Source organism: Salinibacterium sp. ZJ450 (genome assembly GCF_011751885.2).
Taxonomy (GTDB): domain Bacteria; phylum Actinomycetota; class Actinomycetes; order Actinomycetales; family Microbacteriaceae; genus Ruicaihuangia.
The window spans coordinates 2,598,691-2,611,620 of the sequence record NZ_CP061771.1; the positions used below are offsets into that span (position 1 = coordinate 2,598,691).

Annotated in this window: 10 protein-coding genes; 4 read left to right on the forward strand and 6 right to left on the reverse strand. The window is 67.6% G+C overall.

Translation table 11 applies throughout. From position 1 onward, the window contains the following. Window positions 1-30: 30 nt before the first annotated feature. The 6 genes from HCT51_RS12535 to HCT51_RS12560 form a co-directional block, all read right to left on the reverse strand. Entirely contained in the window at window positions 31-1,446 is a 1,416-nt protein-coding gene (locus tag HCT51_RS12535) for a mannitol dehydrogenase family protein (protein ID WP_224760479.1), read from the reverse strand. Further along, a complete protein-coding gene (gene uxaC, locus HCT51_RS12540; RefSeq protein ID WP_166878392.1) occupies window positions 1,443-2,843 on the reverse strand; it encodes a glucuronate isomerase in 1,401 nt (466 codons plus the stop codon). Before uxaC ends, HCT51_RS12535 begins: the two co-directional genes overlap by 4 nt. A gap of 97 nt (window positions 2,844-2,940) precedes the next feature. After that, a complete protein-coding gene (locus tag HCT51_RS12545; protein WP_166878395.1) occupies window positions 2,941-3,981 on the reverse strand; it encodes a LacI family DNA-binding transcriptional regulator in 1,041 nt (346 codons plus the stop codon). A gap of 132 nt (window positions 3,982-4,113) precedes the next feature. Then, window positions 4,114-5,319: a Gfo/Idh/MocA family protein gene (locus HCT51_RS12550; RefSeq protein ID WP_166878398.1), complete on the reverse strand. Its 1,206-nt coding sequence runs from the start codon at window positions 5,317-5,319 to the stop codon at window positions 4,114-4,116. Between the two features lie 151 nt (window positions 5,320-5,470). Further along, window positions 5,471-6,655: a Gfo/Idh/MocA family protein gene (locus tag HCT51_RS12555; RefSeq protein ID WP_166878401.1), complete on the reverse strand. Its 1,185-nt coding sequence runs from the start codon at window positions 6,653-6,655 to the stop codon at window positions 5,471-5,473. A 32-nt stretch (window positions 6,656-6,687) separates the two neighbouring features. Then, window positions 6,688-7,536 carry a sugar phosphate isomerase/epimerase family protein gene (locus tag HCT51_RS12560; protein ID WP_166878405.1) on the reverse strand — a complete coding sequence of 283 codons (849 nt, stop codon included), beginning with the start codon at window positions 7,534-7,536 and terminating at the stop codon, window positions 6,688-6,690. 183 nt (window positions 7,537-7,719) lie between these two features. Between HCT51_RS12560 and HCT51_RS12565 the strand changes: the two genes are divergently transcribed. From HCT51_RS12565 to HCT51_RS12580, 4 genes are all read left to right on the forward strand, one after another. Next, window positions 7,720-9,456 carry a glycoside hydrolase family 3 protein gene (locus HCT51_RS12565; protein ID WP_166878408.1) on the forward strand — a complete coding sequence of 579 codons (1,737 nt, stop codon included), beginning with the start codon at window positions 7,720-7,722 and terminating at the stop codon, window positions 9,454-9,456. Window positions 9,457-9,497: 41 nt separating this feature from the next. Next, window positions 9,498-10,217 (forward strand): FadR/GntR family transcriptional regulator, encoded by a 720-nt coding sequence (locus HCT51_RS12570; RefSeq protein WP_166878411.1) that lies wholly within the window; start codon window positions 9,498-9,500, stop codon window positions 10,215-10,217. 129 nt (window positions 10,218-10,346) lie between these two features. After that, the gene (gene gndA, locus HCT51_RS12575) at window positions 10,347-11,807 is read left to right on the forward strand and encodes an NADP-dependent phosphogluconate dehydrogenase (protein WP_166878414.1); all 1,461 of its coding nucleotides are present in this window, start codon (window positions 10,347-10,349) and stop codon (window positions 11,805-11,807) included. A gap of 251 nt (window positions 11,808-12,058) precedes the next feature. Then, window positions 12,059-12,919 (forward strand): sugar phosphate isomerase/epimerase family protein, encoded by an 861-nt coding sequence (locus tag HCT51_RS12580; protein ID WP_224760480.1) that lies wholly within the window; start codon window positions 12,059-12,061, stop codon window positions 12,917-12,919. The last annotated feature ends 11 nt before the right edge of the window (window positions 12,920-12,930 follow it).

Consider the following 12,930-nt stretch of genomic DNA (forward strand, 5'->3'; position numbering starts at 1 on the left):
GCTCCTTCGGTTGCGGTGCGGCGACCGAACTCAGGCGAAGTCGGCCAGGCGCGCCTCGACGGCGGCCACCGCTCCGGCGTCCGCTGCCAGGGTCGGGTCAACGACCGCAAGCAGCGGCACGATGCTGGCGTCGGATGCGCCGGCGTCGGATGCCGCGGCCTTGACCTTCTCGTCGGCACGGTCCGCCGGCACATTACCCGCTCGCACGGCCTGAACCCACGCGGCGAGGGCGCGGGCGGCGCCCTCCCCCTCGCGGCCGGCTGCCCGCTCGGCAAGCAGGATCGGCGCGATGCGCACGCGCAGCTTGGTGACGCCGTCCATGCCGATCTGCGCGAGCTTGTGCTGGATGCGGCCGTTGTCGAAGCGGTCGAGCAGCGCGGCGCGGTAGGTGTCGAGGTCGAGGCCTTCGGTGGGCAGGTGGGCGACCGCCTCGTCCCAGAACTCCTGCACCCAGCCACGGCAGACCGGGTCAGCGATCGCCTCGGCGACGGTGGCATGTCCGCGGGCGGCTCCGGCGTAGGCGAGCAGGGTGTGCGCGCCGTTCAGCAACCAGAGCTTGCGGTTCTCGAACGGTTCGATGTCGTCGACGAAGCGGGCTCCGGCGTCCTCCCAGCGGGGTCGGCCGGCGGGGAACTCGCCGCTCAGTACCCAGTCGCTGAACGGTTCGGTGACCACCGGTGACCGGTCGGCCCAGCCGGTGAGCTCGGCGACCGTGTCGATGTCGTCCTGCACGGTCTTCGGGGTGATCCGGTCGATCGAGGTCGACACGAACGACACCTGCTCGGCCAGGTAGGCGCGCAGTTCTGGCGTGGCGTGCTCGGCGAGGGCGAGCAGTCCCGAGCGGATGAAGTCACCGTTCGAGGGCATGTTGTCGCAGGAGACGACGGCGATCGGGCCGGCGTTCGCGCGGCGGCGCGCCTCAAGCCCGACCAGCAGTCGGACGAGGGTGGATCCGGGGCCGTCGGTCAGGTCGAGCTTGTCGCCGCCCAGGTTCGCGTCGAGCCAGGCCAGGTCGGAGCGCACCTGCTCGTCGGATTCGTCCGGCTGGCCCTCTGCGGTGAGCCGGTAGCCGGCCTCGGTGATGGTCAGGGTGATGATGGCGGTGGGTGCCGCGGCGATGGTGCTGACCAGGTCGTCGAGGTCGCCGCCGTCGACGGCGCGGGAGATGCTGCGGATCACGCTGGCGCTGTCGCCGTCCACGGCGCGCACCACCAGGTTGTACAGGCCGTCCTGCGCGGCGATCTCCTCGGCCGCCTGCGGGCTGCGCCCGGTGTATGCGGCGATCCCCCACTCGCGGTTCTCGTCCACGGCGTCGGTGTACCAGGCCTGGTGGGCGCGGTGGAAGGCACCGAGCCCGAGGTGCACGATGCGCACCGGGGCTGCGGTCTCGTCGGCGCCGGTTCGGCGGGCGAGTTCTGCACGGTTCAGGGGTGTTGCGGGGGTCACAGTTTGAAGACCTTTCGGGGCTGACTGTCGGTGAGGTCGACGATGATGCGGTCGGCGGCGCTCTGGGAGATGCGGCCCTCCCGCACGAGGCGCGCGAGGAACGCGGCATCCAGTCGGCGCGCCATGTCGTGCCGGGCGGGGATGGACAGGAACGCCCGGGTGTCGTCGATGAATCCGGAGCTGCGGTAGAAGCCGGCGGTCTCGGTGACGGCGGCGCGGAAGCGCAGCACTGCGTCGGGCGCGTCGATGAACCACCACGGTGCGCCGATGAACACGCTCGGGTAGAAGCCGGCGAGCGGCGCGATTTCGCGGGAGTAGATGGTCTCGTCGATGGTGAACAGCACCACGTGCAGGTTCTTCTCGAGGCCGTACTTCTCGAGCAGCGGGCGCAGGTTCTCGGTGTAGCTGGTGGCCAAGGGGATGTCGTGGCCGGTGTCGGCTCCGAGCTTCGCGAAGGTCTGCGAGCTGTGGTTGCGGTAGACGCCGGGGTGGATGGTCATCACCAGGCCATCGTTGACGCTCATCCGCGCGGACTGCAGCAGCATGTGCCCGGCGAAGGTGCGGCTCTCCTCAGCGGAGAGTTCGCCGCGCACGGCGCGGCGGTAGAGGGCCGCGGCATCCGTCTCGTCAAGGTCGACGGTGAGCGGATGCAGCACACCGTGGTCGGCGCTGACGGCGCCGTGCTCCACGAAGTGGGCGCGACGGCCCTCGAGGGCGCGCAGGTAGCCGGCGAAGTCGTCAGTGGCGGTTCCCGCCCATTCGGTGAGCCGGCCGACCTTGTCGGCGAACGCGGGGTTCGCCGGGTCGAGGTAGGCGTCGGGGCGGAAGGTGGGCAGCACCCGGCCGTGGAAGGAGGAGTCGGCGGCGAGGGCCTTGTGCACGCTGAGGTCGTCCATCGGGTCATCGGTGGTGGCCATTACCTCGATGCGGAAGCGCTCGAACAGCGCGCGCGGCCGGTACTCCGGGGTGTCGAGGTGGCGTGAGATGGTGTCGAACAGCTGGTCGGCGGTCTCGGCAGACGGCTCGAGGTCGACGCCGAACAGGGTGGAGAGCTCGTGGGTGAGCCAGTATCCGGATGCCGTGCCGGCGAAGAGGTGCCAGTTGCTGGCGAGGATTCGCCAGGCGCTGCGCGGGTCGACCGGGGCGCTGGTTCCGACGCCGAGCGTGGCGAGATCGATCCCCGCGGAGTGCAGCAGCCGGGTGACGTAGTGGTCGTAGGTGATGAACAGGTTCGCCGGGTCGGAGAACGGTTCGTCGTCGAGCAGCAGGCTCGGCGCCACGTGTCCGTGGGGCGAGATGATCGGCAGCGCCTCCACTCGCTCGTACAGCCCGCGGGCCACCTCGCGGGTGGCGGGGTCTGCGGGAAACAGGCGGTCGGGGTCAAGCTGCAGCGTCATTGGCACTCCTCAATTGAAATGGGCGCACTAGAGTCTGTCAACCGGTTGCCAACGGTTGCAACTCGAGTTATGTTGCCAACGGTTGCAACACGAGTTATTAGGAGCGGGGCGCGCGCCCGGTGGATTCGCGCACGATTAATTCTGTGGGCAGCAACCCGGCGTCGGCCTCGGTGCTGCGCTCGAGCAGAATGCGCACCGCACGTGCGCCGGCGTCGGCGAGCGGCGTGCGGATGGTGGTGAGCGGCGGATTGGTGAAGTCGGCTCCGAAGATGTCGTCGAAGCCCACGATGCTGAGCTGGTCGGGCACGATCACGCCGCGCTCCCCCGCCTCGCGAAGCAGGCCGATCGCCATCAGGTCGTTGTATGCGATGATCGCGGTCGCGTCGACGTCGAGACACTGGCTGAATGCCGCCCGGCCGCCGTCGAGCGTCGGCGTGCCTGGGCCGATCTCGACGAAGTCCATCCCGCGCCCGGCCGCGGCCTCGGCGATCGCCTCGCTGCGCTTGCGGCTAATCCACGACGTGGCCGGGCCGGCCAAGAACGCGATCGAGCGGTGGCCGAGGTCGTACAGGTGGTTGACCGCAGGGTTCACCCCGGTGGACACGTCTGGCAGCACGGAGTCGACACCCTCGACGTCGCGGTTGATCACCACGAGCGGCTTGCGGGAGGCCAGGCTCTGAATCTGGGTGTCACCCAGTCGGGTGGTGGCGAGCACGAGGCCGTCAACCGACGGAAGCACGCGTTCGGCCGCGGCGGCTTCCCGCTCCCCCGACTCCTGCGACTCGGCAATGATCAGGGTGTAGCCGTTCTGGGCGGCGGCGTGTTCGGCGCCGCGCACGATCCCGAACAGCATCGGGTTGGTGATGTCGGCGACGAGCAGCCCGAGTGTCAGCGTCCTGCCGGTCGGCAGCGCCCGCGCGATGGGGTTGACGCGGTAGTTGAGCTGCTTCGCGGCGGCCCGGATCCGCTCTTCTGTCTTCACATTGATGCGGCCCGGTTGGCTGAGCGCGCGGGAGACGGTTGACGGATTCACGTCGGCGAGGCGGGCGATGTCATAGATCGTCGGCGCCGTCTTGCCGTTGCGCCCACGACGTGCCGGTGGCGGGTCGGCGACCGCTTCACCGTTGCTGCTCGTCATTGTCGCTCCTTCAATGCTGGCTCGGGAACCAAGCATCCTTCAACGCTAACGCTCCGGCAGTGATTAGAGCTGCATTCACGCCACCGCACTGGCTGGTTCCTCCTGAACTCGCTGCTGTTCGAGCAGTTTGGGTCAGCCGGCCGTCTCGTCGACGGTCGCGGTGTCGGCACCGGCGGCGAGCACCAGCTCGTCGTAGTCACCGTTCAGCACGTCGGCGAACTTCACCGGGGTGCCGAGCATTTGCGAGACGTAGACCGTGTGCACCAGGGCCAGCGCCTCGGTGGCCTGCGCGACGGTGACGCCGGGTTCACGGCCGGTCTGGATGGCCTCGAGGATGTCTTCGTACTGCAGCAGGTGGCCCTCGAACAGTTCGAACTCGAGCGGCGCACCGGTCACGTTCTTCTCGCCGACCTCGTTCACCGCCTGGTTCGCGAGCAGGCCGTAGCCGCGCAGTTCGCCCGGGGCGTGCGCGTCGTCGGCGTGGAAGTACTCCAGTTGGTTGTTCAGGATGAACGCCGAGCCGGTGGAGCCGTGCACCTGGATTCGGGTGGCGTTCTCGGGGAAGGCGTTGGTGGTGGCGAGCAGGGTGGCGAACGCGCCGCTTTCGAAGCGGATGACGGATGCCGCGACATCCTCGACCTCGACCCGTTCGTGGGCGAGCAGTGCCGTGTATCCGAATACCTCGACCGGTCGGCCGAGGAAGTGCAGCAGCTGGTCGACCGCGTGCACGCCCTGGTTCATCAGCGCGCCTCCGCCGTCAAATTGCCAGGTTCCGCGCCAGTCGCCGGAGTCGTAGTACTCCTGGCTGCGCCACCAGGCGACGGTGACGGTCGCCGAGGTGACCCGGCCGAATCGGCCGTCGTCGATCGCCCGCTTCACGGCCACGGTTGTGGGCGAGAAGCGGTTCTGGCTGATCACCGAGACGGTGATGCCGCGCTCCCGGGCGGCCTCGGCCAGTTCGCTGATCCGGCGGGCGCGCGCCAGGTGCACGTCGATCGGCTTCTCGATCACCACGTGCAGGCCGGCGGCGATGGCCTCTTCGGCGATGACCGCGTGGGAGCCGCTCGGGGTGGTGATCGCGACCAGGTCGATGTGGGTCGACGCCAGCGCGGCGGCGAGCGACGGGAAGGTCTGCGGCCGCGGGCCCTCGAGGTCAGTGGCGACGTACTCGGCGACGGCCTCCGCCTGCGTGGTGACGGAGTCGATCACGGCCACCAGGTTCAGCGCCGGGTGGGCAACTGCCACCCTGGCGTGCGCCCGGCCGATGACGCCTGCGCCGACGATCGCCACGGTGAGCGGTGTGGTCGGGGTGCTGGCAAGCGGTTGCGGCTGCGGCATTGCGTCGCCTTCCTAGTGTTCGCGTCATTGGGAACCCTGCCGTGAACAACTCCGGGAAGGCCTTGGCCGCTACTCTAAACAGATCTGTGGCGCGGCGCAACCGATTGCCAAACTGTTTGGCAATCGGTTGCGATTTGTTACCCAAGCGTGGCTAGACGGCGCGCTCGGGGAACTTGCCCTCGTCGCGGATGCGGTCGTTCAGCTCGGCGAGGAACTCGTCCTCGTCGAAGTCGAGCGACACCTCGGCGCCCGTCCAGCTGGACAGGTGGATCGCGTTGGCCAGCCGCACGCCCTTGATGCCGTCGGTGCCGGCGGCGAGCAGCGGGGTGCCGTCGAGGATGTTGGCGGCGAAGTTCGCCAGCACGCCGGAGTGCTGCGCACCCCACACCGAGTCGAACTCGATGGTCTCCTGCGAGTACAGCTCGTCCTTGTCCAGTTGGCCGGTGAACAGCTTCATCACGTCGTCCATGTCCATCTCGGCGCTCAGTTCGCGCTCGGGCTTCGTCAGCCGGCTGACGGTGGCGACCTTGCTGTTCTCGACCACGATCTTGCCCTGGTCGCCGAGGATCTCGAACCGGTCGGTGCCGATCAGGTCGTGCGTCGCCGTGACGAACACCCCGGTGACGCCGTTGCCGTAGTCGGCCAGCACGGTCACCTCGTCTTCCACGGCGATGTCGCGGCGGAACCCGTAGGCGACCTTCGCGTAGACCGACTTCGGCGCTCCGCAGATCCACTGCCAGAGGTCGAGCTGGTGCGGCGCCTGGTTGACGAGCACGCCGCCGCCCTCGCCGCCCCACGTCGCGCGCCACTCGCTCTGGTCGTAGTAGCCCTGCGGCCGCCACCAGTTTGTGATGATCCAGTTCGAGCGCAGGATGTTGCCGATCTCGCCGTTCTCGACGATCTCCTTCAACCGGATGTACAGCGGGTTGTTGCGCTGGTTGAACATGATGCCGAAGCTCAGCTCGGGCTTGGTGGCAGCGAACGCGTTCAGCTCGGCGACCTGCTTGGTGTACACCCCGGCCGGCTTTTCCACCAGCGCGTGGATGTCGCGGCTCAGGGCCGCGATACCCATCTCCGGGTGCAGGAAATGCGGCACGGTGGTGATGACCGCGTCAACCGTGCCGCTGTCGAGCAGGGCGACGTAGTCGTCGAAGAACGGCACGTCGGGATACACGGATGCCGCGACATCCGCCTTCGCCGGATCAATGTCGGCAATCGCGCCGATGACCATGTTCGGCACGAGTCCGTCGGCGATGAACTTGGCGTACATCGAACCCTGGGCGCCGAGGCCGATGATTCCGAGGCGGACCTGGGCTGTGGGTGCTGCGTCTGTCATGAAGCTGGAGTTCCCGTTCTGTTGTGTATCGATTACTTCGTCGTAACGTCGAGGCGCGCCAGCAGGCCCGCGAAGGCGCGCGCGGCTTCACCGAACGCGGTGGGGCCGGAGAACCCGCCGAGTTCGAACGCGCTGGCCAGGTGCGGCTCGAGCGAGGCGAACCCGGTGTAGCCGTCGTCGCGCAGCGCGGTGAGCGTCTCGACGAGTTCGCCGTCGCCCTGCCCGGCCGGCACCACCTCGCCGGTTGCCGCCACGGCATCCTTCACCTGCAGGTAGTCGACGTACGGGCGTAGCATCGCGTAGCCGTCGCTGAACGGGCGAACGCCCACCTGCACGAAGTTGGCGTTGTCCCAGGCCAGCCGCAGCGCGGGCGAGCCGACGCTCTCGACCAGGTCGAGCAGGCGCTCCGGGATGTCGCCGTAGATGTCCTTCTCGTTCTCGTGCAGCAGCACGACGCGCTCTTTCTCGGCCTCGTCGGCGAGCAGGCGCATCCGCAGCATGACGTCATCACGGATGTCGTGGACCGCGACCCCCTCGCCGCGGAAGAACGAGAACACCCGGATGTTCGGGGTCTCGAGCGCGTGCGCGACGCGGATGATGCGGCGCAGCCGCTGCACCTCGAGGTCGGGATCAAGCGCGACGTCGACCTTGCCGATCGGCGAGGCGACAGCGGATGCCGTCATCCCCTCGTCCTGCAGCAGGCTCTTCAGCTGCCCCAGCTGGTCGTCGTCGAGGTCCACGACGTTGATGCCCCAGGCGCTGCGCACCTCGATGTGGCTGGCGCCGAGCGCCTTGAGCACGGCGATCTGGATCCGCGGGTCTGGATCGATCTCGTCACCGAATCCTGAGAGTGTCCAGGCAACCTGACTTGTCGATACCACGGGGATTCCGCCTTCCAAAGTGTTCGCTGCGATGGGGACCCAGACCGTGCGCTGACGGGAGGGCTTGCCGGCAACTCTAGGCGTTTGGCAATCGGTTGACAAGAATCCCAGTTACCGGTGCGATAGTGGAAACCACGCGTCATCGCGCGCCCTCGCTGCCACCCCAAACACAAGGACGTCACCATGATCGATCTCACCGCGAGCCCGTTCAACCTCGACGACGAGGGGGTGGCCTGGGTCAGGGACACCATCGATTCCCTCACGCTCGAGGAGAAGATCGGGCAGCTGTTCATCAACCTGAACACCTCGTTCAGCCCGGAGTACCTCGACCGCATCGTCGGCGAGTACAAGGTCGGCGGCATCCGGTACATGGGCGCCTCCTCCACCGCCGTCCAGGAGCACATTCGCTACGCGCAGTCGAAAGCGAAGATTCCGCTGCTGGTCGCCTCGAACCCCGAGATGGGCGGCTTCGGCTCGATCGATGACGGCACCCTGGTCGCTACCCACCTGAGCGCGGGCTCGAACCCCGACAAGTCGATCGCGCGCGACATGGGCCGCGTCGCCGGCCGCGAGACCGCAGCGCTCGGCTGCAACTGGGCGTTCGCCCCGATCGTCGACATCCACTACAACTGGCGCAACACGGTGATCAGCACCCGCTCGTTCGGCAACACCCCCGAGATCGTGATCGAGCGGGCCAAGGAGTACTTCGACGGGCTGAGCGAGTCCAACTCGGTCGCCGCGATGAAGCACTTCCCCGGCGACGGCATCGACGAGCGCGACCAGCACGTGGTCACCACCTACAACACGCTCGGCTACGACGAGTGGACCGACACCTTCGGCCGGGTCTACCGAGAGCTGATCGAGCACGGTGTGCAGTCGATCATGATCGGCCACATCGGCGCCCCCGAGCTGTCCCGGCACTTCCGGCCGGGAATGACCGACGCCGAGGTGATGCCCGCCACGCTCGCTCCCGAGCTGCTGCAGGACCTGCTGCGCGACGAGCTCGGCTTCAACGGCCTGATCCTCACCGACGCGTCGATGATGGTGGGCATGACCCAGGCGATGCGGCGCCGCGACGCGGTGCCGGCCTCGATCGCCGCCGGCTGCGACATGTTCCTGTTCTTCCGCGACCCGGAAGAGGACGTGCGGTACATGCTCGACGGCTACCGCGCCGGCGTGATCACCGAGCAGCGCCTGCAGGAGGCGCTTGAGCGCATCCTCGGCCTCAAGGCGACGCTCGGCCTGCACAAGACCCCGCGCGAGCAGCTGGTTCCGGGCCCGGAGGCGCTGTCGGTGATCGGCAGCGCCGAGCACCACGCCATCGCCGCCGACATCGCCGACAAGACGGTCACCCTGGTGAAGGACACCGAGGGCAACCTGCCGCTCGACCCGGCCAAGCACCGCCGCATCCGCCTGTATGGCGTGTCTGGCCAGGCCGACTTCACCGGCGTCGACCCCAGCGGCTACCTCGACATCGCCAAGGAAGAACTCGAGGCGGTCGGCTTCGAGGTGCACGTGTTCAAGAACGCCCTGCAGCGCGCCGCCGAGGGCGAGGAGCACGTCTACTTCCACACCGTGATGGGCGAGGAGGCGAACGAGCAGTACCACGAGCAGTACGACGCGGCGATCGTTTTCGCGAACGTCGCGGGATTCGCCCAGGAGGCGAGCATCCGGATCAAGTGGTCGACGCCGATGGCCGCGGAGATCCCCTGGTACGTCACCGAGGTGCCGACCGTGTTCGTGTCGTTGTTCCAGCCGAACCACCTGATCGACGTTCCGATGGTGAAAACGATGATCCACGCGCACGCGCCCAGCCGCGAGGCGATCCACGCCGCGGTGCAGAAGATCACCGGCAAGTCGGAGTTCCAGGGCACGTTCAACGACAACGTGTGGTGCGACACGTTCGGTACCCGCCTCTAGTCCCCCTTTCGTAGGACAAGAGGTGGTAGTAACGTCAGCTCATGGCGGCAAGCCTGCATCAGCGTGTTGTCGACGAAGTGGGTCGCCCGATCGTCGACGGCACGACTGTGCCGGGCACGGTGATGCTGGCCGACGAGATCGAGCGACACCTCGGTGTCAGCCGTTCCGTGGTTCGCGAAGCGGTGCGTGTGCTGCAGTCGATGGGCCTCGTGGCATCCATCAAGCACATCGGTATCAGGGTGCAGCCGTCGAACCGCTGGAACTTCTACCACCCTCAGGTCATTCGCTGGCGACTCGAGGGTGTGGGGCGCGGCGGGCAGTTGCGCGCCATCGTCGAGGTGGGCAGCGCGTTGGAGCCGATGGCGGCAGAATTGGCGGCACGATACGGGTCGCCAGAGATGGCAGACGAGCTCGTGCGAATCGCCGAGCAGATGAGGTCGCTGAATGAAACGGCCGACCCCGCCGAGTATCTCGAGCTGGACACGCGCTACCACCGGCTGGTGCTGCACGCCTCGGGCAACGAGATGTTCGCGATGCTCGACGAGGCCATCGCCATCGTGCTGCTCGATCCCGCCGCGCTCTCCCTCGTGCCGAAACTCCAGGGCACTGACGAGGTGGTCAACTGGCATCTCCAGGCCGCGAGGGCCATCCGCGGCCGCAACCCGGTCACGGCCCGCCGGTCGATGGAACACATCATACGGCGGGCCTTCGCCGAACTCGAAGAGGTGTGGGGCGACGCCCCCCGCCAGTTCTTCCCCTGAACCCCTGGGTGGTCCCGGCTCAGGCTGAGGCCTGAGGCCTGAGGCGGCGCCCCACGGTGCCGCCTCGGTCATCCATGCGGAACGACTACCCTGAAACGGTCTGACGACCACGAACCACAAGGAGCAAATGTGTCCGAATCCGGCGCAGCACAGGCGAACATCGGCGTAGTAGGACTGGCGGTGATGGGCAGCAACCTGGCCCGCAACCTCGCCAGCCGCGAGGGCAACACGGTTGCGGTCTACAACCGCACCTGGGAGCGCACCGACACCCTCATCACCGAGCACCCCGAGGCGGGGTTCGTGCCCTCGAAGACGATCGGGGAGTTCGCCGCGTCGCTGGCGAAGCCCCGCACCGCGATCATCATGGTGCAGGCGGGCCGCGGAACGGATGCCGTGATCGACCAGCTGGTCGAGGCGTTCGAGCCCGGCGACATCATCGTCGACGGCGGCAACGCGCTGTTCACCGACACCATCCGTCGGGAGAAGGCGGTTCGCGAGACCGGCATCAACTTCGTCGGCGCCGGCATCTCCGGTGGCGAAGAGGGCGCGCTGAACGGCCCGTCGATCATGCCTGGCGGCTCTAAGGAGGCCTGGCAAACGCTCGGTCCGATCCTCAAGTCGATCGCCGCGATCGCCGAGGGCGAGCCATGCGTGACCCACGTCGGCACCGACGGCGCAGGACACTTCGTGAAGATGGTGCACAACGGCATCGAGTACGCCGACATGCAGCTCATTGCCGAGGCCTATGACCTCATCCGCCGCGGCACCGGCAAGTCCCCGGCCGAGATCGCGGACGTCTTCGCCGAGTGGAACAAGGGCGAGCTCGAGAGCTACCTGATCGAGATCACCGCCGAGGTGCTGCGCCAGGTCGACGCCGAGACCGGCAAGCCGCTCGTCGACGTCATCCTCGACCAGGCCGGCGCCAAGGGCACCGGCGCCTGGACCGTGCAGACCGCACTCGACCTGGGCGTGCCCGTCTCGGGCATCGCCGAGGCCGTGTTCGCCCGCTCGCTGTCGTCGAAGCCCGCTCAGCGCGCCGCGGCAGCCGAGCTGCCCGGCCCGGACACCGAGTTCACCGTCGAGGACACTGAGGCGTTCATCGAAGACGTGCGCCAGGCGCTGTACGCGTCGAAGATCATCGCGTACTCGCAGGGCTTCGACGAGATCGTCGCCGGCGCCGAGCAGTACGGCTGGGACATCAAGAAGGGCGACATCGCCTCGATCTGGCGCGGTGGCTGCATCATCCGCGCGCAGTTCCTGAACCGGATCACCGAGGCCTACGCCGCGGAGCCGGGACTGGTGGCCCTCGTGACCGCGCCGTACTTCCGCGACGCGGTGACCACGGCGCAGGCTGCCTGGCGTCGGGTGGTCATCGCGGCCGCTGAGGCGGGCATCCCCTCGCCGGCGTTCTCGTCGTCGCTCGCCTACTACGACGGCCTGCGCGCCGACCGGCTGCCGGCATCGGTGATCCAGGGCCAGCGCGACTTCTTCGGCGCGCACACCTACAAGCGCGTCGACAAGGAAGGCACCTTCCACACCCTGTGGTCGGGCGACCGCACCGAGATCGAGTCGGCGGGGTCGTCGCACTAGTTCGCTGCGGCCGATTGGCCGCGTGAGTCGAGCGCCGTGAAAACCTACGAGCGCCGCTGCTATTGCAGCGGCGCTCGTTCGTTTCCGCGGCGCTCGCCCGGGTTGGGGGCCCTGCTCGCCCGGATGGGAACCCTGGTCGTGCGGCGGCAGCCACGGGCAGGTTGGCCTTCCGCGACATCCGTGAAAGACTGACAACGATCTCGGCAACCGGTTTCCAAAGTGGGGAACCTGATCCAACGGAGGAACCAAGCGTGGCAAAAATCGGCGTACAGGCAATGATGCTCAAGGACAGTTTCGCGGAGGTCGGGGCGTTCGAGACGCTGCGCCGGGTCAGCGAGATCGGGTACCACGCCGTCGAAGTGTCACAGATTCCGATGACGCCAGAGAACGTCGCGCAACTGGACCGTGCCCGCACCGAACTGGGCATGGAGATCGGCGCCCTGTCGGCCGCGTTGAACAAGCGTCCCGGTGCCCCGAACGATTCGCTCACCGACGACTTCGACAAGATCGTCGACGACGCCACGACGCTGCACTCGTCGATGCTGCGGATCGGGATGCTGCCGTTCGACGCGATGGCGTCGCTCGACAAGGTGATCCAGTTCGCCGAGCAGAGCAACGAGATCGCCGGGCGGCTGCAGGAGCACGGCATCAGCCTGTTCTACCACAACCACCACATCGAGTTCGTGAAGTACGACGGACGCTACCTGCTCGACATTATTGCCGAGCGCGCTCCGCTGATGGGCATCGAACTCGACGTGCACTGGGTGCAGCGCGGCGGCCTCGACCCGGTGAGAACGCTGCAAAAGTACAGCGACCGGGTCGCCATGGTGCACCTGAAGGACTACCGGATCGGGCAGATGCCCACCGAGGCGCTGGACTCACTGGCCAAGGGCGACTTCGCCGCGTTCATGACCGCGTTCACCGGCGTGGTGCAGTTCGCGGAGGTCGGCGAGGGCAACCTCGACTTCACCGCGATCATCGAGCAGAGCCTCGCCAGCGACGCGAAGTACCTGCTGGTCGAGCAGGACGACCTGTACGGCCGCACCGTCTGGCAGGCGCTGCAAACCTCGTACGACAACCTGGTGGCGCTGGGCTACAAGCACCTGTTCTAGGCGGTCGCGAG

Excerpts from the sequence above, each read along its gene's own strand:
- uxaC (WP_166878392.1), bottom strand. The coding sequence starts at position 2,843 with ATGACGCTGCAGCTTGACCCCGACCGCCTGTTTCCCGCAGACCCCGCC.
- HCT51_RS12545 (WP_166878395.1), bottom strand. The coding sequence starts at position 3,981 with ATGACGAGCAGCAACGGTGAAGCGGTCGCCGACCCGCCACCGGCACGT.
- HCT51_RS12550 (WP_166878398.1), bottom strand. The coding sequence starts at position 5,319 with ATGCCGCAGCCGCAACCGCTTGCCAGCACCCCGACCACACCGCTCACC.
- HCT51_RS12555 (WP_166878401.1), bottom strand. The coding sequence starts at position 6,655 with ATGACAGACGCAGCACCCACAGCCCAGGTCCGCCTCGGAATCATCGGC.
- HCT51_RS12565 (WP_166878408.1), top strand. The coding sequence starts at position 7,720 with ATGATCGATCTCACCGCGAGCCCGTTCAACCTCGACGACGAGGGGGTG.
- HCT51_RS12570 (WP_166878411.1), top strand. The coding sequence starts at position 9,498 with ATGGCGGCAAGCCTGCATCAGCGTGTTGTCGACGAAGTGGGTCGCCCG.